General features: G+C 61.3%; 22 protein-coding genes. 9 read left to right on the top strand and 13 right to left on the bottom strand.

The features are described from left to right. Window positions 1-146: 146 nt before the first annotated feature. Window positions 147-896, bottom strand: coding sequence for a hypothetical protein (locus tag AC07YV_RS24905; RefSeq protein ID WP_102701855.1), 750 nt, complete (start codon window positions 894-896; stop codon window positions 147-149). Between the two features lie 282 nt (window positions 897-1,178). Here AC07YV_RS24905 and AC07YV_RS24900 point away from each other — a divergent pair, with 282 nt between their 5' ends. Continuing rightward, the gene (locus AC07YV_RS24900; RefSeq protein ID WP_102701854.1) at window positions 1,179-2,000 is read left to right on the top strand and encodes an aldo/keto reductase; all 822 of its coding nucleotides are present in this window, start codon (window positions 1,179-1,181) and stop codon (window positions 1,998-2,000) included. Window positions 2,001-2,025: 25 nt separating this feature from the next. Then, window positions 2,026-2,496, top strand: coding sequence for a DUF1810 domain-containing protein (locus AC07YV_RS24895; RefSeq protein WP_102701853.1), 471 nt, complete (start codon window positions 2,026-2,028; stop codon window positions 2,494-2,496). On the opposite strand, the gene AC07YV_RS24890 is transcribed toward AC07YV_RS24895, so the two are convergent. Further along, window positions 2,461-4,821, bottom strand: a complete 2,361-nt coding sequence (locus AC07YV_RS24890; protein WP_173900854.1) for a DNA polymerase II — start codon at window positions 4,819-4,821, stop codon at window positions 2,461-2,463. The two genes, AC07YV_RS24895 and AC07YV_RS24890, sit on opposite strands and share 36 nt — an antisense overlap. A 332-nt stretch (window positions 4,822-5,153) precedes the next feature. On the opposite strand from AC07YV_RS24890, the gene AC07YV_RS24885 reads away from it, so the two are divergent. Continuing rightward, complete coding sequence (locus AC07YV_RS24885; RefSeq protein ID WP_007976812.1) at window positions 5,154-5,594, top strand: CBS domain-containing protein; 441 nt, start codon at window positions 5,154-5,156, stop codon at window positions 5,592-5,594. A gap of 133 nt (window positions 5,595-5,727) precedes the next feature. Here the strand turns inward: AC07YV_RS24885 and AC07YV_RS24880 are convergent, their stop codons facing one another. After that, a complete protein-coding gene (locus tag AC07YV_RS24880; RefSeq protein WP_102701851.1) occupies window positions 5,728-6,351 on the bottom strand; it encodes a glutathione S-transferase family protein in 624 nt (207 codons plus the stop codon). 261 nt (window positions 6,352-6,612) lie between these two features. On the opposite strand from AC07YV_RS24880, the gene AC07YV_RS24875 reads away from it, so the two are divergent. Next, on the top strand, window positions 6,613-7,092 hold the full coding sequence (locus tag AC07YV_RS24875; protein ID WP_102701850.1) for a phage infection protein: 480 nt from the start codon (window positions 6,613-6,615) through the stop codon (window positions 7,090-7,092). A 492-nt stretch (window positions 7,093-7,584) separates the two neighbouring features. On the opposite strand, the gene AC07YV_RS24870 is transcribed toward AC07YV_RS24875, so the two are convergent. Then, complete coding sequence (locus tag AC07YV_RS24870; RefSeq protein WP_102701849.1) at window positions 7,585-8,679, bottom strand: DUF1615 domain-containing protein; 1,095 nt, start codon at window positions 8,677-8,679, stop codon at window positions 7,585-7,587. 280 nt (window positions 8,680-8,959) lie between these two features. Here AC07YV_RS24870 and AC07YV_RS24865 point away from each other — a divergent pair, with 280 nt between their 5' ends. Then, window positions 8,960-11,170 carry a TonB-dependent receptor gene (locus AC07YV_RS24865; RefSeq protein ID WP_102701848.1) on the top strand — a complete coding sequence of 737 codons (2,211 nt, stop codon included), beginning with the start codon at window positions 8,960-8,962 and terminating at the stop codon, window positions 11,168-11,170. Between the two features lie 433 nt (window positions 11,171-11,603). Next, complete coding sequence (locus AC07YV_RS24860; protein WP_102701847.1) at window positions 11,604-13,139, top strand: FAD-dependent oxidoreductase; 1,536 nt, start codon at window positions 11,604-11,606, stop codon at window positions 13,137-13,139. Between the two features lie 123 nt (window positions 13,140-13,262). Here the strand turns inward: AC07YV_RS24860 and hemB are convergent, their stop codons facing one another. Further along, window positions 13,263-14,237: a porphobilinogen synthase gene (gene hemB / locus AC07YV_RS24855; protein WP_102701846.1), complete on the bottom strand. Its 975-nt coding sequence runs from the start codon at window positions 14,235-14,237 to the stop codon at window positions 13,263-13,265. Between the two features lie 146 nt (window positions 14,238-14,383). Beyond that, the gene (locus tag AC07YV_RS24850; RefSeq protein ID WP_102701845.1) at window positions 14,384-15,094 is read right to left on the bottom strand and encodes a glutathione S-transferase family protein; all 711 of its coding nucleotides are present in this window, start codon (window positions 15,092-15,094) and stop codon (window positions 14,384-14,386) included. Between the two features lie 369 nt (window positions 15,095-15,463). Between AC07YV_RS24850 and AC07YV_RS24845 the strand changes: the two genes are divergently transcribed. Continuing rightward, the gene (locus AC07YV_RS24845) at window positions 15,464-16,135 is read left to right on the top strand and encodes a histidine phosphatase family protein (protein ID WP_102701844.1); all 672 of its coding nucleotides are present in this window, start codon (window positions 15,464-15,466) and stop codon (window positions 16,133-16,135) included. A 138-nt stretch (window positions 16,136-16,273) separates the two neighbouring features. On the opposite strand, the gene mnmH is transcribed toward AC07YV_RS24845, so the two are convergent. The 5 genes from mnmH to AC07YV_RS24820 all read right to left on the bottom strand — a co-directional run bounded on the left by mnmH (window position 16,274) and on the right by AC07YV_RS24820 (window position 20,641). Then, window positions 16,274-17,377: a tRNA 2-selenouridine(34) synthase MnmH gene (gene mnmH, locus AC07YV_RS24840; RefSeq protein ID WP_102701843.1), complete on the bottom strand. Its 1,104-nt coding sequence runs from the start codon at window positions 17,375-17,377 to the stop codon at window positions 16,274-16,276. Further along, on the bottom strand, window positions 17,377-18,411 hold the full coding sequence (gene selD, locus AC07YV_RS24835; protein WP_102701842.1) for a selenide, water dikinase SelD: 1,035 nt from the start codon (window positions 18,409-18,411) through the stop codon (window positions 17,377-17,379). Before selD ends, mnmH begins: the two co-directional genes overlap by 1 nt. A 187-nt stretch (window positions 18,412-18,598) precedes the next feature. Beyond that, window positions 18,599-19,555, bottom strand: a complete 957-nt coding sequence (locus tag AC07YV_RS24830; protein ID WP_102701841.1) for a quinone oxidoreductase family protein — start codon at window positions 19,553-19,555, stop codon at window positions 18,599-18,601. A gap of 27 nt (window positions 19,556-19,582) precedes the next feature. After that, window positions 19,583-19,756: a DUF1427 family protein gene (locus AC07YV_RS24825; protein ID WP_007971979.1), complete on the bottom strand. Its 174-nt coding sequence runs from the start codon at window positions 19,754-19,756 to the stop codon at window positions 19,583-19,585. Between the two features lie 105 nt (window positions 19,757-19,861). Then, window positions 19,862-20,641, bottom strand: coding sequence for an AraC family transcriptional regulator (locus tag AC07YV_RS24820; protein ID WP_102701840.1), 780 nt, complete (start codon window positions 20,639-20,641; stop codon window positions 19,862-19,864). A gap of 146 nt (window positions 20,642-20,787) precedes the next feature. Between AC07YV_RS24820 and AC07YV_RS24815 the strand changes: the two genes are divergently transcribed. Then, a complete protein-coding gene (locus tag AC07YV_RS24815; protein ID WP_102701839.1) occupies window positions 20,788-21,015 on the top strand; it encodes a DUF6555 family protein in 228 nt (75 codons plus the stop codon). A gap of 33 nt (window positions 21,016-21,048) precedes the next feature. Then, entirely contained in the window at window positions 21,049-21,327 is a 279-nt protein-coding gene (locus AC07YV_RS24810; RefSeq protein WP_102701838.1) for a hypothetical protein, read from the top strand. A gap of 27 nt (window positions 21,328-21,354) precedes the next feature. On the opposite strand, the gene AC07YV_RS24805 is transcribed toward AC07YV_RS24810, so the two are convergent. Both AC07YV_RS24805 and AC07YV_RS24800 read right to left on the bottom strand, forming a co-directional pair. Further along, window positions 21,355-21,510, bottom strand: a complete 156-nt coding sequence (locus AC07YV_RS24805) for a metallothionein (RefSeq protein WP_007971983.1) — start codon at window positions 21,508-21,510, stop codon at window positions 21,355-21,357. Between the two features lie 186 nt (window positions 21,511-21,696). Beyond that, a partial coding sequence (locus AC07YV_RS24800; protein WP_494990360.1) for a C1 family peptidase occupies window positions 21,697-21,811 on the bottom strand: 115 nt, incomplete at its 5' end.

The raw sequence follows: 21,811 nt of genomic DNA, 5'->3' as shown, positions 1-21,811 counted from the left end.
CGATGCGATCTATCTTTATTCCGTAACCATCATGTAACCCTGTGGGAGCGAGCTTGCTCGCGATAGCGGTGTGTCAGTTGGCATCAATGGCGACTGACACTCAGTCATCGCGAGCAAGCTCGCTCCCACAGGGTTCCGTGTCGGACTCACTGCACCGGCAGGAAATTCAGGAACAGCAGGCTCTGGGCATAGTTCAGGCCGATGCGCCGGTAGCGTTCGTCGAGCATCTGGGTCAGCAGGTCCAGGCGGGCGACGATCTTGCCGAACTCGACGGCAAAGCTCAGGTTGCTGCCCTCCTCCGAGATTTCGTTGGAAAACAGCAGGGGTTGGCCTTGCTTGTCTTGGCGCTGGCTGAGGATCCAGGTGGCAATCTCGATGTTGCGTGCGGCATTGCTGACGAATACCGGGTTGATCGTATCGGTCATGTAGAACTCGGTGCGATTGCCATGGGCGGTCACCAGCATGCTGCCAATGGCATAGATGAACGCTCCGACCCGATCGCCGAGAAATTCCGGGCTCATGGCAAAACGCAGGGCCGCCAGGTCTTTTTTGCCGCCCAGGGTCGGTAATGGCTGCTGCTGTTCAATGGCCATGCGCACTTGCTTGCCGGCCGTACGGGCATCGAGGAAACCGGACTTTTTCAGCTCATCGGGGTTGCGCAGGTAGAGCTTGCCCATGAGCAGGTAAAGGCTGTCGAGGTTGTCGCGCATGGTCAGGGTGGCCATGCGGTCGACACTGGTCTGCAGGAACTCCTGGGGTTTGCCTTCACGCATCTGGGTGATGATGTCGCCGCCCTGCTGCTGGCTGCAACCGGTGACGAAGAACATCGACAGACCTGCCAGCAGCAGGCAATGACGGCGGATTTTTGTGCTGTTCGCGGGTGAAACTCGAGCCATGGGTTCTTGAACTTGGGCATGGGCCGACGGTGGGGATCGCCGCAGGCTGCCATGGATAGAGCCGGACATTTCGAAAAAGTGCAGTATCGGGCGACACCAATCGATCACTGGCAGGGGAATGTTCAAAGAAAAAACGGATCAGAACATCATGAAAACGGTCCACACTCCCTGTAGGAGCTGCCGCAGGCTGCGATCTTTTGACGTTGATTGTTGATTGTTCAAGATCAAAAGATCGCAGCCTGCGGCAGCTCCTACAACACCGTATACACACAGGAGGTTTGCATGCGCACGCTTCAATTGGCTGGCGCCCAGGTGCCCGTCATTGGCCAGGGCACCTGGCAGATGGGCGAGGACCGCTCTCGGCACAGGGAAGAAGTCGCGGCACTGCGCCTGGGCATCGAGCTGGGCATGACCCTGATCGACACCGCTGAAATGTACGCCGAAGGCGGCGCCGAGGAAGTGGTCCGCGATGCCATCGCCGGCCAGCGCGACAGCGTCTTTGTGGTCAGCAAGGTGTACCCGCACAACGCCAGCCGCCAGGGCATTCCCCAGGCGTGCGAGCGCAGCCTGCGCAGGCTCGGCACCGATTACATCGATCTGTATCTGCTGCACTGGCGCGGCCAGTACCCGCTGCAGGAAACCGTCGACGCCTTCGAGCGCCTACGCGAAGCCGGCAAGATCGGTCGTTGGGGCGTGTCCAACTTCGACCTCGACGACCTGCTGGAGCTGGATGCCCCGGCCTGCGCCACCAATCAGGTGCTCTACAATCTGGAGCAGCGCGGCATAGAATTTGATTTGTTACCCTGGAGCCAACAGCAGCGGCTGCCGGTCATGGCTTACTGCCCGATCGGCCAGGGTGGAAAAATGCTCGCCAATGCCACGCTCAAGCAGGTGGCCGCCCGGCACGGCGTGACGCCAGCACAGGTGGCGCTGGCATGGATAATGCGCCAGGATGGCGTGATCGCCATCCCCAAAGCAGTCCGGCCCGAGCATGTGCGACTCAATGCCCAAGCCGCCACGCTGCAACTTGAACCCGGGGATCTGGAGGCGTTGGACCACGCGTTTCATGCGCCACAACGCAAACAGCGACTGGCCATGGTCTGAGCCAACGCAGTCAGAGAGCTTCGCCATGAGAAGCACCGACCACCTGGACCCGTTCAATCTGCAACGCTTTCTCCAGGCTCAGGACCCGGTATTCGACCGGGTTCAAGACGAGCTGAACAACGGACACAAGCGCAGTCACTGGATGTGGTTCATTTTTCCGCAGTTCGCCGGGCTCGGCGACAGCGAGATGTCGCGCCGCTTTGCCATCCGCTCGCGGGAGGAGGCCCTGGCCTACCTTGAGCATCCGTTGCTCGGCGCCCGTCTGCGCACCTGCACCCAGGAAGTGCTGAACATCCGGGAGCGCTCGGTGGCCGGGATTTTCGGTCATCCCGACGACCTGAAATTTCATTCCTCGATGACCCTGTTCGCCCAGGTCGATACCGCCGACAGCCTTTTCCAGCAAGCCTTGAACCAGTACTTCCACGGCATCCTGGATGACTGGACCTTGTCGCTGATGGACTCAAAACAGGCCCAGCTGCCCCCCAATCAGGGTTGAGAAGTCGTCGTCGACAAACGGCAGTATCGCGTCCGCCACCGGTTGCAGTTGCCGGGTGATGTAGTGGTCGTAATCGATGGGCGCGCTGCGCACTTCCAGCGGTTCGGGGCCGGCGACGGTGATCACGTAGCTGATCCAGCCGCCGTTCTGGTACTGCCGTGGGCGACCCTGGCTGTCGTTGTACTCATCGGCCAGGCGCGCCGCGCGTACGTGGGGCGGGACGTTGCGCTGGTAGTCATCGAGGGTGCGGCGCAGGCGTTTGCGATAAACCAGCCGGTCATCGAACTCGCCGGCCAGGGTCTTGCGCACGTAGTCACGCACGTAATCCTGATAGGGCTTGCGCAGGAAGATCCGCGAATACAGCTCTTGCTGGAATTGCCGGGCCAGCGGCGACCAATCGGTGCGCACGGTCTCCAGGCCCTTGTAGACCATTTCGTCGCTGCCATCGGCGCGGGTCACCAGTCCGGCGTAGCGCTTTTTGCTGCCTTCTTCGGCACCGCGAATGGTCGGCATCAGGAAGCGCTTGTAGTGGGTTTCGAACTGCAATTCGAGAACGCTTTGCAAGCCGTATTCCTGCTGCACATGCTCGCGCCACCACTGATTGACGTGCGCGACCAGCGCCTGGCCGATCTGTGCCGCCTCCTGCTGGCCGTGGGCGCGACGCAGCCAGACGAACGTCGAATCGGTGTCGCCGTAGATCACCGCATGCCCCTGGGCCTCGATCAACTGGCGGGTGCGCAGCATGATCTCGTGCCCGCGCAAGGTGATGGAGGACGCCAGGCGCGTGTCGAAGAAGCGACAACCGCTGGAGCCGAGCACCCCATAGAACGCGTTCATGATGATTTTCAGCGCCTGGGACAGCGGTGCGTTGTGTTCGCGCTTGGCGGTTTCCCGGCCTTCGGCGACCCGGGCGACGATGGACGGCAGGCAATGCCGGGTGCGGGAAAAGCGTGCGCCGCGAAAACCCGGCACCGACTCGCTGTCGTCCGGGTGCTTGAGCCCTTCTATCAGCCCCACGGGGTCGATCAGGAAGGTGCGGATGATCGACGGATAGAGACTCTTGTAATCGAGCACCAACACCGACTCGTACAGTCCCGGTTGCGAATCCATGACGAACCCGCCCGGGCTGGCTTCAGGTGGCTTGCCACCGAGGTTCGGCGCAACGAAACCCTGACGGTGCATCAGCGGCATGTACAGGTGGGTGAATGCCGCCACCGAACCGCCCATGCGATCGGCCGGCAGTCCCGTGACGCTGGCCCGCTCCAGCAGGAAGGTGAGCAACTCGGTCTTGGCGAAGATCCGCGTGACCAGTTCGCAATCCTTGAGGTTGTATTTGGCCAGCGCCGGTTTGTCCTCGGCGAACATACGATTGATTTCGTCCATGCGCTGGTACGGGTTGTCGATGGACTTGCCCTCGCCGAGCAGGGTTTGCGCGACGTTTTCCAGGCTGAACGAGGGGAAACTCCAGGTCGCCGAACGCAGGGCCTCGATACCGTCGATGATCAGGCGGCCAGCGGCTGAAGCGAAGTAATGGTTGCCGTTGCCATGTTCGCGCCACTGCATTTCCTCGCCGCCACGCCCCAGTTTCAAGGGCACCGCCAGGCGCCGGGCGTGTTCGTGAAGCACCCGCAAGTCGAACTGCACGACGTTCCAGCCAATGATCGCGTCGGGGTCGAACCGGGCAAACCAGTCATTGAGCTTTTTCAGCAACAGGGTCCGCGAATCGCAGTACTCGAGCTGGAAATCCACCTGGCTATCGTCGCCATTGGGCGCGCCGAGCATGTACACCTGACGCTCGCCGCAGCCTTCCAGGGCAATGGAATACAACTCGCCCTGGGCCGTGGTCTCGATGTCCAGGGACACCAGTTTCAAGCTCGGCCGATAGTCGGGATCGGGTTTCATCTGTGCGTCGAGCAGCAGGCCCTCGGCATTCGGCGTGCCACTGAAACGCACCGGCGCGGTGATGAAGCGCTCCATCATGTAGCGTTCCGGCGGGCGCACGTCGGCTTCGAACACGTCGACGCCGGCTCGGCGCAATGCGGTTTCCAGGCGCATCAACTGACCATGTTGCCGGCAGTAGAGTCCGAGGACCGGACGATGGTCGAAATCCTGCAGGGCCAGGGGCTTGAGCTCGACGTTCTTCTCGTCATGCAGGACGCTTTCGGCCTGCAGACGCTGCGCAGCAGGGATGAACGCCACCGAGGGCTGGCAAGGCAGGCGGATGCGCCGGGGACCGCTGTCGGTCGCCAGCCAGAACTCGACTTCCGTACCGGCCGGGGTGTCGCGCCAATGCCGGGTCAGGACGAAGCCCTGCTGTAGATCCACCACTGCAAACCTCAACGTTGATTCAGAGGGGGATTCTACCTGTCATCCGTCGCGATAGCGCGTTTGCCGCAGGCCTAACAGGCTGACACCGAACCTTGTGGGAGCGGGCTTGCTCGCGAAGGCGTAGTGTCAGGCAGCATTAATATTGACTGACCCACCGCTTTCGCGAGCAAGCCCGCTCCCACAGGTAAGGTGCTGGCCGGAAATAAGGGGTTTACCGAAGAAAAACCGCCGAATGACGTTTTTTGCGTGTTATCTGCCGCTTTCGCCCTTGCCCTGAGCGCTTGCGTCTACGATTCTTCAAGGACAACGACAACACCCGAGTAACCACCATGAAAACCGTCGCCCAACTGCTCAAGCTCAAAGATCAGAAGAATCAGGAAGTGCACCAGATCAAACCCGATCACATGGTGCTCGAAGCGCTGATGAAGATGGCCGAGAAAAACGTCGGCGCCTTGTTGGTGGTGGAGAATGATGAAGTGCTGGGCATCATCAGCGAACGGGACTATGCGCGCAAACTGGTGCTGCACGGCCGCTCTTCGGTGGGCACGCCCGTGCGCGACATCATGGTGTCACCGGTGATTACCGTCGACACCCATCAAACCGTGGATACCTGCCTGGGCATCATGTCCGATAGACGCCTGCGTCACTTGCCGGTGGTCGAAGGCGGCAAATTGATCGGCCTGCTGTCGATCGGTGACCTGGTCAAGGAAGCGATTGCCGAACAGGCGGAGCTGATTCGCCAGCTGGAGCAGTACATTCGCGGGGAGTAAATCCGGACACAACATTCACCCCAAAACCTGTGGGAGCGAGCTTGCTCGCGATAGCGGCCAGACATTCAACATAGATGTCGACCGACATGGCCCCATCGCGAGCAAGCTCGCTCCCACAGGGTAAGTGGTGCTTTCAAGCCGGCCAATGCCGGGCGAACACCGGTGCCAGAGCCGGGTGACGGTCGATTCGTTCCAGCCAGGCGAAAAACCCGGGCCGCGCAGTGCGCAAATGTTCCCGACTGCCCGCCCATCGCGAGATCACCGCCGTCAGCACATCCAGGGCCCCTGGCTTCTCGCTGCCCAGATACAGCTCGCCCGAAAACTGGTCGGCAAACACCTCCCAACTCCAGTGCAGGCGCCGGCGGGTTCCCTCGATGAGGTTCTGCCTGGACGACTCATCCGCCCCGGCCAGCCAGCGTTCGGGGTAATCGATGATGCCGATGGCCGCATAGCAATTGCTGACGATGTACGCCATGGCGCGAATGGCCTGGTCCCGCTCGGCCGGGTCCTGGGGCAACAACCTCGACGCGGGAAAGCTCAGCCCGAGGTGAATCAGGATCGCCACGCTCTCGGTCAGGACAGCGCCATCGGGGAGTTGCAGGGTCGGAATCTGTTTGAGCGGATTGAGTTTCTCCAGCGCATGGGCCGCCTCCGCGGACGCCTCGACATCGATGAAGCGATAAGGAACATCACAGAGTTCAAGGGCGGCTTCGATGGCCGCGGCCCCGGAGTTCTGATGGCCGTAGAGCTGGTACATGATCGTCTCCTTGCACACCGCGATCTCTGCAGTGCCTCATCATCCGTCCCGGCAGAGGAACGCGCCAGCTTTCCAGTGTAGAAGCCGCCACCTGCCATGCAGCGACCATCCGACGATCGCACCATCAAGCTCGCAAGAGGTATGGCGCAGGTCCTATCACTGCCATCGATGTTCACCATCACCTCAATGAAGTTCTCTTAAAAAATCCGCGGCGTAACATCTGCTCCATACCCACCCATAAGCACCCCGGAGCACACCATCATGAAACGCCAAACCCTCCTCAGCATCGCTTTCTCGGTTTTCGCAGTTAACGCTTTTGCCGCTACCTCTGCTCAACCTGTGTTCGCTGAAGGCGGCTCGGATCGTCTGATTGAAAGCCGTGTGGCCGAGGGTGGTTCCGATCGCCTGATCGAGAATCGTGTGGCCGAAGGTGGTTCGGATCGCCTGCTGGAAAAACGCGTTGCCGAAGGCGGCTCTGACAAGCTCCTGCAAAATCGCGTCGCTGAAGGTGGCTCCGACAAACTGCTGCAAAACCGCGTCGCTGAAGGTGGCTCTGACAAACTGCTGCAAAACCGCGTTGCTGAAGGTGGCTCCGACAAACTGCTGCAAAACCGCGTTGCTGAAGGTGGTTCGGACAAACTTCTGCAAAACCGCGTCGCTGAAGGTGGTTCCGACAAACTGCTGCAAAACCGCGTCGCTGAAGGCGGTTCGGATCGTCTGATCGAAAGCCGCGCTGTCTGAATGCAGGGCTTTACCGCAGGACTCGACGAAAACCCGGCCTCACCCGCCGGGTTTTTTATGCTTGGAGCTTTCACTGTTTTGGAGATCGCTTCATTTCCAGCGTGGGCATGGCCCCCTGTGGGAGCTGGCTTGCCAGCGATGATCGTTAACGATAACGCGGGTGAACTGGATAAACGCGGCGCACTGGAGTCCATCGCCAGCAAGCTGGCTCCTACAGTTTCAGCGTGGGCATGGCCCCCTGTGGGAGCTGGCTTGCCAGCGATGGTCGTTAACGATAACGCGGGTGAGCTGGATGAACGCGGCGCACTTGAGTCCATCGCCAGCAGGCTGGCTCCTACAGTTTTAGCGTGGGCACGTTCCCTTGTAGGAGCTGGCCTGCCAGCGATGGTCGTTAACGATAACGCGGGTGAGCTGGATAAACACGGCGCACTGGAGTCCATCGCCAGCAAGCTGGCTCCTACAGTAGTTACCCGGGATTGTGTGAAGAACCGATTACTTCCCTGCCCGCGCCATGCAGCGCTGGTAACGTTCATCGACCCGTTTGGCGAACCACGCGGTGGTCAGTTTGCGCGTGATTTTCGGGCTTTGCAGCACGATCCCCGGCAACACTTCACGGGGTAACGGCCGACCTTCGGCCCGTTCGGCCAGTTCGAAAACCCGTCGATAGAGTTTGCTGTCTTCGAACGCCAGGGTATTGCCCTCTTCCAGTTGCGCGCGGATCGTCGGATTGCGCATGTCCAGTTGCTTGCCGAGGGTACGCACGGCCAGTTCCGTGGTACCGGGCATGATCGAACCGTAACGCACCAGGTCGCCATCCAGCGCCAAGGGGATACCGGAAGCCCGGCTCACCGCGTTTTGAAACGCGGCATTACGGCTGGCGTACCAACCCGCGTTGAAGTCCGCAAAGCGGTACAGCGGCTGTGGGTAGCTCGCCGGATACCCCAGCAGGTGCGCGATGCCGAAATACATGCCGCCGCGCCGGGTGAACACTTCATGACGGATCGAGCCCTGCACCGGATACGGGTAGCCCTTGGCCTGCTGCTCGGCAAAATCGATGCTGACCTGCATCGGTCCGCCGGTATGCACCGGGTTGAAGCCGCCGAACAGGGTTTTGCCCATCGGTACCATGCCGATGAAGTCGTCGAAAATGCCACTCAGCTCCTTTTCACTGCGCGCGGCATTCAGGCGGGCGTTGTAACTTTTGCCGTTGGGCGAGTCGAGCTTCAACGCACCGCTCACCAGCAGGCCGGGAATGTGTGCCTTGGCGGCGCGACGGTCGATCTCGTCACGGGCGATCTTGCCCAGGCCCGGTACGCTCGGATCGACCTGAAAGGTCGACTCCTGTTCGGTCACGGCCAGCACCGAGCACAGGTTTTGCGTGGTCGGCGAGATGTCTTGCGCGGTAAACGCCACCTGGATATCCGTGGCCCACCCCTGGGGATCGGCGGCTTTGGCCGGCAGCAATCGCACAATCTCAGCCTTCACCTGGGCCGGACTACGCGCCGCCGGCTCCTGGGTCCGCTGGCTGCCGCAACCAGCCAGTATCAACAAAGCGGCGATGCTGAGAATCAATCGATTGGCTTGCATGTCGTTCCATCTAGTCCTTGGGTCCGGCTTAACCATACGAGCAATGGCAGGGCAGCGGCTAGACCGTTGTCCACCGCGAGCCTCTATTTGCCACTGAAACGGCCCTGAAGCCCCGTTATCCGAAATCTGCATGTGCAGAAAATGCCTGTGTACCTTGCAGAAAACGCATTGCGCAACGCTACTGAGAACAACTACCATTTGCATCAGGAGTCGCATTTGCGCATGGAGTTCCCGCGCCGCCCCTTTTTTCAATCGGCCGCGCGCCGCCCAGGAACCCATCATGACCACTCCAGCACAACTCCGCGTGCCTTTTCGCCCGACGCTACTGGCCCTGTTTTGCTCCTTGTCCCTGACGGCCCATGCCGCAACGCCCGAAACAACCGAAGCCCAGGGAACACCGCTGGTGCTGGGCGACGTCAATGTAAACGCCCAGGCCCCGGCACCGTCCGACCTGCCCCCGGTTTACGCCGGTGGTCAGGTCGCACGCGGCGCTCAACTGGGTATCCTGGGCAACCAGGACATCATGGACGTTCCCTTCACCATGACGTCCTACACCGAAGAGTTGATCCGCGACCAGCAAGCCGAAACCGTCGGCGACGTGCTGCTCAACGATGCCTCGGTGCGTCAGGCTTCCGGTTTTTCCAACCAGGCCCAGACCTTCATGATTCGCGGCCTGCCCCTGAACGGCGATGATATTTCCTTCAACGGCCTGTACGGCATCCTGCCGCGGCAGATCATTTCCACCGATGCCCTGGAGCGCGTGGAAGTATTCAAGGGGCCGAATGCCTTCATCAACGGTGTCACCCCTACCGGTTCCGGCATCGGTGGCGGCGTCAACCTGCAACCCAAGCGCGCCAGTGATGTGCCGCTGCGACGGTTCACCACGGACATCAGCGACGACGGGCGCATCGGCGAACACCTGGACATCGGTCAGCGCTTTGGCGAGGACAACCGCTTCGGTGCCCGCCTGAACCTGTCCCAACGTGAGGGCGACACCGCCATCGACGACGAGAACCAGCGCTCCAAACTGTTCGCCCTGGGTCTCGACTACCGCGGCGATGCGCTACGCCTGTCCGGCGATTTCGTCTATTCGAAGGAACGCGTCAACGGCGGCCGCAGCTCGGTCAACCTTGGCGACGCCACGCACATCCCGGATGCGCCCTCCGCCGACACCAACTACGCGCAGAAGTGGGGATTCAGCGAGATCGAGGACACCTTCGGCATGCTGCGCGCCGAATACGACCTGAACGACAGCTGGACCGCCTACGCCGCTGGCGGCGCCAAGCACACCCGTGAAGTCGGCAACTACGACTCCACTACCCTGGTGGGCAACAATGGCAGCTCGGTGACCAGCGGTTCGTTCATTCCCCACGAAGAAGACAACACCAGCGCCATGGCCGGCCTCAATGGCCGTTTCGCTACGGGTCCGGTGACCCATAAACTGAACTTCGGCCTGGCCGGGATCTGGACCCAACAGCGCAACGCCTTCGATTTCGATCTGACCCAATACCCGAACAACATCTACCACCCGATTGACGTTCCGGCGCCAGCGGGCGGCTTCTCCGGCGGTGACCTGGGCGATCCGGGCATCACCGGCAAAACCTTCATGCGCAGCGCCGCCGTGTCCGACACCCTGGGCTTTATCGATGATCGCCTGCTGGTCACCCTGGGCGTACGCCGTCAACAGTTGGTCGTTCAAGGCTACGACTACGACACGCAAAACCGCACGTCCAACTACGACAAGTCGATCACCACGCCGGTGTACGGCATCGTGTTCAAGCCGTGGGACCACGTGTCCTTCTACGCCAACCGCATCGAGGGCCTGGCCCAGGGGCCGACGGCTCCGACGACCTCCGGCTCCAGGGTCGTGGTCAACGGCAATGAAGTGTTTGCGCCGTCGCGCTCCAAACAGGTTGAAGCCGGTGTCAAAGTCGACATGGGTACCTATGGTGCGACCCTCGGTGTGTACCGCATCGAACAACCGGCTGACGGCTACACCCAAGTCATCGACGACACCACCGCCGTGTTCGTTCATGACGGTGAACAGATCAACAAGGGCGTGGAACTCAATGTCTTCGGCGAACCCATTGACGGCCTGCGCCTGCTCAGCGGCGTGACCGTGATGGACACCGAACTGAAGAACACCCAGGACGGCCTCAACGATGGCAACCGGGCCATCGGCGTGCCGAGCTTCCAGTTCAATGCCAGTGTCGATTGGGACGTGCCGGGTGTGCCAGGCGCAGCCCTGAACGGACGCATGTTGCGCACCGGCGGCCAATACGCCGACGCGGCGAACAACCTCAGCCTGCCGGCCTGGAACCGCTTCGATGCCGGCGCCCGCTACGCGTTCAGGGTCCAGGAAAAAGACGTGACCGTACGCCTGGGGGTGGAAAACGTCGCCAACAAGAGCTACTGGGAATCGGCCCAGGGCGGTTACCTGACCCAGGGCGAACCGCGCACGGCGAAGTTGTCGGGGACTATCGACTTCTGATTGAGGGCTGCCCTGCCCTGTACCTGTACCTGCACCTGTGGGAGCGAGCCTGCTCGCGATGGACGTTAACGATAACGCGTACCTTCAGGATTAACGCGGCGCTCTTTCGTTCATCGCGAGCAAGCTCGCTCCTACAGGGGGCCAAGTGCCTGTATCTGTACCTGTGGGAGCGAGCTTGCTCGCGATGGACGTTAACGATAACGCGTACTCTCAGGATTAACGCGGCGCTCTTTCGTCCATCGCGAGCAAGCTCGCTCCTACAGGGGACCGAGTGCCTGTACCTGCACCTGTGGGAGCGAGCCTGCTCGCGATGGACGTTAACGATAATGCGTACCTTCAGGATTAACGCGGCGCTCTGTCGTTCATCGCGAGCAAGCGCGCTCCTAGGGGGCCGTCGTCCATACTTGTTCTACCCAGCGAGGAGGACAGGTTCATGCACAGAAGCGATGTGTTGATCATCGGCGCCGGCCCGACCGGGCTGGTCCTGGCGTTGTGGCTGAGCAAACTGGGCGTGCGCGTGCGGATTGTCGACAAGGCCTCGGCCCCTGGCACCACGTCCCGGGCGCTGGCTGTCCAGGCGCGGACGCTGGAACTGTATCGACAACTCGGGCTGGCCGACGCGGTTGTGCAATACGGCCATCGGGTGGCGGCCGCCAACTTCTGGGTCAAGGGCGAACCCGTGGCGCACCTGCCACTGACCCAGGTCGGCGCGGGACTGACACCCTACGCGTTCCTGGAAATTTTCCCGCAGGACGAGCACGAACGGCTGCTGATCGAGCGCCTGCAAGCCTTCGGCATCTCGGTGGAACGCAACACCGAACTGGCCAGCTTCGAGCAAACCGCCGACGGCATCACCGCCACGCTGCATCTGCCCGACGGCCAGAAGGAAATCTGTCAGGCCTGTTTCCTGGCCGGGTGCGACGGCGCCCGTTCGATTGTGCGCAAGACCCTGGATACCGGGTTTCCCGGCGGTACTTACCAGCAGATTTTCTACGTCGCCGACGTACAGGGCAGCGGCCCGACGTTCAACGGTGAACTGCACGTGGACCTCGACGAGGCGGACTTCCTTGCCGTGTTCCCGCTGGCGGGCAGTGGCCGCGCGCGCTTGATCGGCACCGTACGCGACGAGCGCGCCGACCACGCCGAGACCCTGTGCTTCGAAGACGTCAGCAGCCGGGCCATCGAGCACATGAAGGTGCGGATCGAGCAACTGAACTGGTTCTCGACCTACCGCGTCCATCACCGGGTGGCGGATCATTTTCGCAATGGCCGGGCGTTTCTGCTCGGCGATGCGGCCCACGTGCACAGCCCGGCGGGCGGCCAGGGCATGAACACCGGGATTGGCGATGCCATCAACCTGGCCTGGAAACTGGCGGCCGTGCTGAGCGGCGCTGCCGAGGCCAGGCTGCTCGACACCTATGAAACCGAGCGCATTGCGTTTGCGCGCAAACTGGTGGCGACCACTGACCGGGTCTTCACGTTCGTCACCGCCGACGGGCCGATGGCCGATTTGCTGCGTACGCGCCTGGCGCCGTTCCTGATCCCGAAAATAACCTCGTTCGAAACCTCCCGCCAATTCCTGTTTCGCACGGTGTCGCAGATCACCCTGAATTATCGGGGCATGCCTTTGAGCACAGGCGTTGCCGGGCACGTGCATGGCGGTGATCGCCTGCCCTGGGCCCATGACGGTGAGGGGGACAACTTTGAATCGCTCAAATGCATGACCTGGCAGGTGCATGTCTATGGCGACACCAGCGACGAGATGATCGCCTGGTGCCACGCGCACCATCTGCCGTTGCATGTGTTCGACTGGCGTCCGGCGTTCGAAGCGGCGGGCCTGGGGCGCAACGGCTTTTATCTGTTGCGGCCCGATACCTATGTAGCGATTGCCGAGACGTGCGCGGACCCGAAAGTGATCGAACGGTACTTCCGTGATCACGGGATCCGCTCGTTTTTTGGCACGCCCTGATTCAACACAGATCAAAATGTGGGAGCGGGCTTGCTCGCGAATGCAGTGTGTCAGTCAATACATCTGTCACTGACACTCCGCTTTCGCGAGCAAGCCCGCTCCCACAGGGTTATGCGTTGTTTTTCAGATCCCCGCCAACGCCAGATCCATCGCAAAATACGTAAAAATCAGGTCTGCCCCGGCACGCTTGATCGCCCCCAGGCTCTCGCGCACCACGCGGTCTTCATCGATGGCCCCGGCCTGGGCGGCAAACTTGATCATCGCGTACTCACCGCTCACCTGATACGCCGACAGCGGCAGGCGCGAGGCTTCGCGGATGTCGCGGATGATGTCCAGGTACGCACCGGCCGGCTTGACCATCAGCGCATCGGCGCCTTCCTGTTCGTCGAGCAACGACTCGCGCACCGCTTCGCGGCGGTTCATCGGGTTCATCTGGTAGCTTTTGCGGTCGCCCTTGAGCGCACTGCCGCCCGCCTCGCGGAACGGACCATAGAGCGCCGAGGCGAACTTGGTCGAATAGGCCATGATCGCCGTCTGGGTAAACCCGGCGTCATCGAGGGCCCGGCGGATCGCCTGGACCTGCCCGTCCATGGCCGCCGACGGGGCGATCACGTCGGCACCGGCTCGGGCCGCCGCGACGGCTTGCCTGCCGAGGTTGATCAGGGTCTGGTCGTTGTCGACTTGATGGTTGTGCAGCACGCCGCAATGGCCGTGGTCGGTGTACTCGCAAAAACAGGTGTCGGACATCACGATCATTTCCGGCACCGCGTCCTTGGCGATGCGCGACATGCGCGAAACCAGGCCGTCGTCGCGCCAGGTGTCGCTGCCGCTGCTGTCCAGATGATGGGACACACCGAAGGTCATCACCGATTTGATCCCGGCACGGGCGTAGCGCTCGATCTCGCCGGCCAGCTTCGACTCGGGAATGCGCATCACCCCGGGCATGCTTTTGATCGGTACGAAGTCGTCGATTTCTTCTTCGACGAAAATCGGCAGCACCAGGTCGTTCAGGCTGAACTCGGTCTCCTGGAACAGGCTGCGCAGGCTCGCATTGCGGCGCAGACGGCGTGGGCGTGCTTCGGGGAACTGGCTGGACATGGGGATTCCTGGATATCAGAGGACAGAATGTGGGAGCGGGCTTGCTCGCGAAGGCGTCGGCACTGTCAACATCCATGTGACAGGAATACCGCTTTCGCGAGCAAGTCGGACCGCCGCACCGCCGCTCCCACAGGTTATGCGGTGTATCAGCTGGCGACCGGGCTTGGAATCTGTAGCCCGCGCACCACCGCCGGCCGTGCCAGGAAGCGCTCCAGCACCCGTGTGACGTTAGGGAAATTCTGAATCCCCACCAGATCGCCGGCTTCGTAGAAACCGATCAGGTTGCGCACCCACGGGAAGGTGGCGATGTCGGCGATGGTATAGCGCTCGCCCATGATCCAGTCGCGCCCTTGGAGCCGGCCGTCGAGCACCTTGAGCAGGCGCTTGCTCTCCTCGACATAGCGATCACGGGGACGCTTGTCTTCGTAGTCCTTGCCGGCGAATTTGTTGAAGAATCCGAGCTGGCCGAACATCGGACCAATGCCGCCCATCTGGAACATCAGCCATTGAATCGTTTCGTAGCGCGCGGCCGATTCCTGGGCCAGCAGTTGCCCGCTCTTGTCGGCCAGGTAGATCAGAATCGCTCCCGACTCGAACAGCGCCAGCGGCTTGTCGTCCGGACCGTGGGGGTCGAGGATCGCCGGGATCTTGTTGTTGGGGTTCAACGACAGGAATTCCGGGGACATCTGGTCATTGGTGTCGAAGCCTACCCGGTGAGGTTCATACGGCAGGCCGATCTCTTCGAGCATGATCGAGACCTTGACGCCGTTGGGAGTCGGCAAGGAGTACAGCTGAATCCACTCCGGGTATTGGGCAGGCCATTTGCGGGTGATGGGGAAGACGGACAAATCGGTCATGGGCAGGATCCACGAAGACAGTGAGAGTGACGATCATAATGGAGATATCGGCTCAACGATCCCTTGGATCCATCAATCTCGCTGATAGAGGAGATCAAAAGAGATCACGACGGTTTCACCACGATCAGGTGTAGGCTGTCCATAAATCCGCAACATCCTGTCGATAACCTTCACTGCAATCCGCTGAAGGTTACCGGTACATTGCTGCGCTCTTGGCCGGAATCGAACCAAACGGGTTCAGGGGACTCTGAGCACCACCCCCTTTGAAAACGGACCGGCTTCAACGACATGGAAAACACCCGACGCTGGAAAGTCGTGGTGTAAAGGTTTGTCAGCCTTAACCGAATTGCGCTGAAGAACCTTTTATTCATGAATTTGTTCAGTTTTACCAACCGCTTTAAACATCGCGCCTACCTGTTGTTGCCCGCATTGCTGGTAGTCAGCGCGGTGTTCCTGTTGCTGGAATCCGGCCTGAGTCGCGCCCAACCGATGGACGGCACCCAGACGCTGGTCTTCCTGCGCCACGGGGAAAAACCCGACGGCGGCCTCGGCCAGCTCAATTGCCAGGGGCTGAACCGCGCCATCGACCTGTCCACGTTGCTGCCGGAAAAGTTCGGCAAGGCCGACTACGTGTTTGCGGCGAACCCGACCCGTAACGTCGAGGAAGGCGAGTTCGACAACTCCTACAGCTACATCCGTCCCCTGATGACCATCAGCCCCAGCGCCATCAAGCTGGGCCTGCCGGTGAACATCAATTTCTCCGCCAATGACACCAGTGACCTGGCCGATGAACTGCTTCACGACAAGTATCACAACTCGGTCATCTACACCGCCTGGTCGCACGGCTACCTGCCGGAGCTGATCAACAAGGTGGCCGGCGACGCCACCGGCAAGAAAACGACCATCACCGACGACTGGGAATCCAGCGACTACGACTCGCTGTATGTGCTCACCCTGACCTGGCACAACGGCAAGGCCAAGTTGCAGAGCCATGTGTACAAGCAAGGTCTGGATAATGGTGCTGAAACCTGCCCGACCTGAGGTTGTGCATTGCTTGATCGGGCCTCATCGCGAGCAAGCTCGCTCCCACACTGGATTTGCAGTGTGATCAAGAAGGCATGAGCACCACTGAACCCTGTGGGAGCGAGCTTGCTCGCGATGGGGCCGGCACAAGCTACATCACCCTCGCTGACTGCCCCGCTCGCGCAAATACTCGAGAACCGCCCCCCGCTCCCCGGCAAACTCGATCCGCGCAGCTTTCTTCTCCCGCTGGAACGCATACATCGGATCGTAATACTCGCTCAGCAACCCTTCGATCCAGCCCCGGTGCAGATCCACCGCGCCACTGCGGGCCTGCTCCGCCAACGCCTCTTCCATCAAAACCAGCATGCGCCGATGACGTTCGCCGCCCAGGCGTTTCTGCACATTGTTCAGGCTCGCCAGCAATCGCTCGGAAAACAGTGCAAAGCCGTCTTCGCCATGCACCTCGATGAATTCGGCGCACAGATCCACCACGTAATCGCGCAGGATCCGCTCGACCCGACCTTCCAGGCTGTCTTCCAGCCAGACCATCGGGAACTGCTGCATGCCCTGGTACAGCGGCAACGGCAACGCGCAACTGCCCACCGCACGACTTTCGTCTTCCAATACGAACTGCTCGATACCCCGGGCGCGTTTTTTCAGCACATCCACGGCCAGACGGTTTTCGAAGTCGATGTTCGAAGGCTGGCCGGTGGCGCGCTTGCCGAAACTGGAGCCGCGGTGGTTGGCATGACCTTCAAGGTCCACGCTGTTGCCCAGTTGCGTGAGCACCTCGGTTTTGCCGGTACCGGTCATCCCGCCCAGCAGGACGAAATCGCACTGGGTAACCGCTTGATCGAGGGTGTCCAGCAGGAAGGTTCGCATGGCCTTGTAGCCGCCGCCCACCCGTGGATAGTCGATGCCGGCTTCATCCTTGAGCCATTGCTGGACAATCTGCGAGCGCAGGCCGCCGCGGAAGCAATACAGCAGGCCGTCGGGGTGCGCCCGGGCAAAATCGGCCCAGGCCTGGATACGTTCGGCCTTCACCGCGCCTGATACCAGCTGATGCCCGAGCACGATGGCCGCCTGCTGGCCGTGCTGCTTGTAGCACGTGCCGACCCGCTGGCGTTCATGGTCATTCATCAACGGCAGGTTGATCACACCGGGAAACGAACCCTTGTTGAATTCGACCGGCGCGCGCGCGTCCATCATGGGCCGGTCGTTGAGGAAGATGTCGCGGTAATCGGTGCAGTCGACGAACATCAAAACACCTCGACCGCGTTGCTCTGTCGCTCGATCAGTTCACCGATCGGCTCCAGGCTCAGTCCCAGTTCGGCGGCCACGGCAAGAAACTGCTCGTTACCTTGCGGCGTTACGGCGATCAGCAGGCCGCCGCTGGTCTGCGGGTCGCAGAGCACACGTTTGTGCAGCTCCTGAAGGCGTCCGAGCTTGCTGGCGTAGCTGTCGAAGTTGCGCAACGTACCGCCCGGTACGCAACCCTGTTCGAGGTAATACTCGACCCCCGGCAGACGCGGTACACGGTCATATTCAATGCGCGCCGTGAGCTGGCTGCCGTCGGCCATTTCCACCAGGTGCCCGAGCAGACCGAAACCGGTGACGTCGGTCATCGCAGTCACGCCATCGAGCTTGCCGAACCGGCTGCCGGGCTTGTTCAGGGTGCACATCCAGTCCCGGGCCAGGCCGATGTCGGCATGGCGCAACTTGCCCTTTTTCTCGGCCGTCGTAAGGATGCCGATGCCCAGGGGCTTGGTGAGATAGAGCAGGCAACCGGCGGTGGCGGTGTCGTTGCGCTTCATGTGGCGCTTTTCCACCAGACCGGTGACGGCCAGGCCAAAGATCGGCTCGGGTGCGTCGATGGAGTGTCCGCCTGCCAACGGGATGCCCGCTGCGTCACACACCGAACGCCCACCGCGGATCACTTCCCGGGCGACTTCCGGCGCCAGCACGTTCACCGGCCAGCCCAGGATCGCAATCGCCATCAAGGGATCGCCACCCATGGCGTAGATGTCGCTGATGGCATTGGTGGCGGCAATTCGGCCGAAATCGAAGGGATCGTCGACGATCGGCATGAAAAAGTCGGTGGTCGAGACCACACCGCGTTCTTCATCGATGGCATACACCGCCGCGTCGTCACGCGAGGCGTTGCCGACCCAGAGTTTCGGGTCGAGATTCTGCGCCCCGCTGCCGGCCAGGATCACTTCCAGCACCTGGGGGGAAATTTTGCAACCGCATCCGGCGCCGTGACTGTATTGGGTCAGGCGAATCGGCTCGCTCATAGGGTCACCTCTTGGAGTCTAGGTAACCAATCCTACAGCAAACGAGCCTTTTTCTTTGCAGGAGATGCGGTGGTGGGTACTGCCCCCCTGTGGGAGCGGGCCTGCTCGCGAAAGCGGTGTGCCAGTCGCATCATTGCTGGATGTGCGACCGTCTTCGCGAGCAGGCTCGCTCCCACATTGATCGCAGTTAAGGCAGTAAAATCACTTTGTCGCCGCTGCCCTGATTCACTTCGGCATAACGCTCCAGCCCTTCGGCCAATGGCGACTCGAACAAGCCCTGTGGCAACGGCAACAGGTCCTGGTCGAAGAACTTGCCGAACTGGTCAAGCATCGCCGCACAGGCCTGCACGCCGTACAGCAGCGAGTTGATCCCCACGACAGAGCCACCCTTGCGATACAACGCCAGGGCCGGCAGTTGCACGTGACCGTCCACGGGCGCTGCGATGATCGCAATGCGACCGAACGCGGCCAGGGCTGGCACCGAGGCCGGCAACCAGAATCCGGTGGTGTCGAAAATCACCTCGGCACCGCCGGCATAGACCGCGTTGACCTGGGCCGCGAGCTCCTCGGGTTTATCCAGTTGCAGGGTTTGATAGCCCTGATCCTGCAAGTCCTTGACCTGCTCAGGACGCCGCGCGGCCGCCAGTACCCGGGCTCCGCGCACCTTGGCCAAGGCCAGCGCGGCACTGCCGACCGCCCCGCCACCGATGACCAGCAACCGGGTTTCAGCCGTCACCAGGCTGCGCTCCAGCGCATCCCACGCCGTGGTGTACGGCACACCGAGGCTGGCAGCCTGGGCGAAGCTCAGGTGCGCAGGTTTTAGCGCCACGCCATTGGCCGGCAGCTTGACGAACTGGGCATGGGAACCGTCGGCGAAAAAGCCCAGTTCGCGGCCCGTGCCCCAGACTTCCTGCCCCATCAGCGCCTGCGGGCCGGCCACCACCACCCCGGCAAAATCCCGACCGGGAATCCGCGGCAAGGTGGTGTAGGGAAAACGTCCCAGCACGTTCTTCACATCGCTGGGGTTGAGGCCTGCGGCCTTGATCTCGACCAGCACTTCATCGGCGCCGGGAACAGGCGTAGGCACCTCCACGTAGCGCAGGGCCGAGAGATCACCGGTTTTATCGAATTGCAGAGCTTTCATGGGCGTATCCATCGAGTCGAAAAGGGTTCAGGAGATCCAGCCAGCCACCAGCTCGCGGCCCATCGGCCAGAGCTTTTCGCCGGCGAGCATGCCGAGCAGGCCCACCAGCGCGATGGCCGGGGGTGCGGGGGAACGAAAATCCAGGGCGCCGTAGAGCAGACCGACACCCAGGCCGATAGCCAGTGACAGGAGGTAGTTCATGGCAGATTCCGCAGCAATTGAGGTATGCGCCGAGTCTAGAGGCCGACGCCTTCGAGCATCGGCCAAGTGCTTCTGAATGTCGGCCAAAGCATGGCGTCGGCGAATTCAGTCCTGGCGTTGCGCCACAGGAAACTGCGAAGGGGCAATCCCCAGTTCACGCCGAAACATGTCACTGAAGCTGCTCGGCGAATAGCCCAGCTCCCGGGCAATCGCGCTGACCGCAACGCCCTGGATCAACCCGGCCGCCGCCGTCGCCAGTTGCACCTGACGCCGCCACTCGGCGAAGCCCATGCCCAGACCGTCCTTGAACAGCCGCGCCAGGGTCCGCACGCTGGCACCGGCGTTATCGGCATGGTGTTCGAAAGGAATATCCAGTGAAGGCGAGGCCATGACCGCCTGACACACATTCATCAATCGCCGGTCGGAATCGTCCGGCAACGGGATTTTCAGCAGCGAGCGCCTGGCCCGCTTGAGTTCCAGCAGCGCCAGGCCCACCAGCGCGTCGTAATACTCGGGCGCTCCGTCGTTACCCTGCTCCACCAGCCCGACGATCAGCTCTCGCAGCAAACCGCCGACTTCGATGACTTGCACACTGTCATCCAGGGTCGCTGCCAGGGACGGCCGCAGGTAGATATTGCGCATTTGCAGGTCAGACACCACGCGAATCCCGTGGGGCACCCCCGGCGGCAGCCACACCGCCCGCTGCGGCGGCACCACCAGCGCCTCATGCGGCGTCTCGACCCACATCACCCCGCTCATCGCATACAGCAACTGGCCCCAGACGTGCTCGTGAGGCTCGATGTACAACCCGCGCGGATAGGTGCGAGCCAGCGGTTGCACCGGCACATCGGTGTCACTCAGGTCAGGCGGTGCAGCGAGGGCCATGGTCTATGTTCATTGGGGTTCGGGAGGATTCCATGGTAACGGGGTGCCGAACTTGTCGCCAGCAACCCGCGGCATCCGACAATCCGAGTGAATTTTCCTGATGGCACGCGATCCTTTTATGTACAACAGGGAGGAACCGGGGCTTTATGAACAGTGCAAAATTATTCGTCATCGAGTACACACTCCATGGCACTCCGAAATCATTCATTATCCGACTGGATAAAATGGATAACGCAGAAGCCTGGCATTGGGCGAGCTGTGACGCGGGGGTGGGGCGAATTCCCCGCTTTGGACGCGAGAAGGTGCAAAAGACCAGCAAGCCGATGGCTGAAAAATTCGGCGTGGAAAACGTCAAGTGGCGGCCGGCGAACTGATCACTGGCAACCGTCAGGTCCGGGGGAAGCGATATGAGTGCGACATCCGTCAACAGCCCTGCACAGCTGGACTACGGCCTGGACACGCCGTTCGGCCGCATCACCAGAAGCGCCGAGTGCCGGATCGGACTGGAAGCGGTTGAAAATGACCCGTTCTGCTTCGCCGTACGCGTCCCGGCGCCACTGCCGGAAGGTCTTGAGCAAGCCAGTACCTTGGTGCTGCGGGTTGAAGGGCGGCGCTTGCAGGGCACCGTTCGCCACAGCGAACGCCTGGAGGATGACAGCCTCAGACTGGAAGTGGAGCCGGACTAGGCTCCACTTTTACGTGTGCCGTGGTGTTCAGTGGGCACACTTGCAGCCTTGGGAAGCGCACTCCTCGCCATGCTCGTGATGCTTGGCGCAGGCTTCACAGCAATAGTGCTTGCCGTGACGCACGATCGGGTGCTCACCGAGTTTGCAGGAACACTTCGGACAATCGCATGTACGCTCAGTCATGGGTTTGACTCCTGTGAGTGGTGGTCGTCGGGGGGATGAAATACAACCCGTGCTGTTCAGTGTAGGGCTCGACTGCCACAGCGCAATGAACGCCGCTCAATGCAAGCGCCGCGCCGCTGCAGGAACTGATGGTTACTTATTGGGGGGGAGGTGTTGCCGTCGACTCTTTACTGAACGATCGATCGCTCACTTGAGTCCTTGATAAATTATCCGTTTGTTAACAACAGGGAATGACGCGTAAGAGGCAATTCCACACTGATTATCTTTATTCCTGGACATCTTTATATAACCACCCTCCCCC

It is taken from the genome of Pseudomonas sp. GW456-E7, assembly GCF_059424105.1.
This window is presented reverse-complemented; position numbering and strand designations above follow the sequence as displayed.

Excerpts from the sequence above, each read along its gene's own strand:
- AC07YV_RS24905 (WP_102701855.1), bottom strand. The coding sequence starts at position 896 with ATGGCTCGAGTTTCACCCGCGAACAGCACAAAAATCCGCCGTCATTGC.
- AC07YV_RS24900 (WP_102701854.1), top strand. The coding sequence starts at position 1,179 with ATGCGCACGCTTCAATTGGCTGGCGCCCAGGTGCCCGTCATTGGCCAG.
- AC07YV_RS24895 (WP_102701853.1), top strand. The coding sequence starts at position 2,026 with ATGAGAAGCACCGACCACCTGGACCCGTTCAATCTGCAACGCTTTCTC.
- AC07YV_RS24885 (WP_007976812.1), top strand. The coding sequence starts at position 5,154 with ATGAAAACCGTCGCCCAACTGCTCAAGCTCAAAGATCAGAAGAATCAG.
- AC07YV_RS24880 (WP_102701851.1), bottom strand. The coding sequence starts at position 6,351 with ATGTACCAGCTCTACGGCCATCAGAACTCCGGGGCCGCGGCCATCGAA.
- AC07YV_RS24875 (WP_102701850.1), top strand. The coding sequence starts at position 6,613 with ATGAAACGCCAAACCCTCCTCAGCATCGCTTTCTCGGTTTTCGCAGTT.
- AC07YV_RS24870 (WP_102701849.1), bottom strand. The coding sequence starts at position 8,679 with ATGCAAGCCAATCGATTGATTCTCAGCATCGCCGCTTTGTTGATACTG.
- AC07YV_RS24865 (WP_102701848.1), top strand. The coding sequence starts at position 8,960 with ATGACCACTCCAGCACAACTCCGCGTGCCTTTTCGCCCGACGCTACTG.
- AC07YV_RS24860 (WP_102701847.1), top strand. The coding sequence starts at position 11,604 with ATGCACAGAAGCGATGTGTTGATCATCGGCGCCGGCCCGACCGGGCTG.
- hemB (WP_102701846.1), bottom strand. The coding sequence starts at position 14,237 with ATGTCCAGCCAGTTCCCCGAAGCACGCCCACGCCGTCTGCGCCGCAAT.
- AC07YV_RS24850 (WP_102701845.1), bottom strand. The coding sequence starts at position 15,094 with ATGACCGATTTGTCCGTCTTCCCCATCACCCGCAAATGGCCTGCCCAA.
- AC07YV_RS24845 (WP_102701844.1), top strand. The coding sequence starts at position 15,464 with ATGAATTTGTTCAGTTTTACCAACCGCTTTAAACATCGCGCCTACCTG.
- mnmH (WP_102701843.1), bottom strand. The coding sequence starts at position 17,377 with ATGTTCGTCGACTGCACCGATTACCGCGACATCTTCCTCAACGACCGG.
- selD (WP_102701842.1), bottom strand. The coding sequence starts at position 18,411 with ATGAGCGAGCCGATTCGCCTGACCCAATACAGTCACGGCGCCGGATGC.
- AC07YV_RS24830 (WP_102701841.1), bottom strand. The coding sequence starts at position 19,555 with ATGAAAGCTCTGCAATTCGATAAAACCGGTGATCTCTCGGCCCTGCGC.
- AC07YV_RS24825 (WP_007971979.1), bottom strand. The coding sequence starts at position 19,756 with ATGAACTACCTCCTGTCACTGGCTATCGGCCTGGGTGTCGGTCTGCTC.
- AC07YV_RS24820 (WP_102701840.1), bottom strand. The coding sequence starts at position 20,641 with ATGGCCCTCGCTGCACCGCCTGACCTGAGTGACACCGATGTGCCGGTG.
- AC07YV_RS24815 (WP_102701839.1), top strand. The coding sequence starts at position 20,788 with ATGAACAGTGCAAAATTATTCGTCATCGAGTACACACTCCATGGCACT.
- AC07YV_RS24810 (WP_102701838.1), top strand. The coding sequence starts at position 21,049 with ATGAGTGCGACATCCGTCAACAGCCCTGCACAGCTGGACTACGGCCTG.
- AC07YV_RS24805 (WP_007971983.1), bottom strand. The coding sequence starts at position 21,510 with ATGACTGAGCGTACATGCGATTGTCCGAAGTGTTCCTGCAAACTCGGT.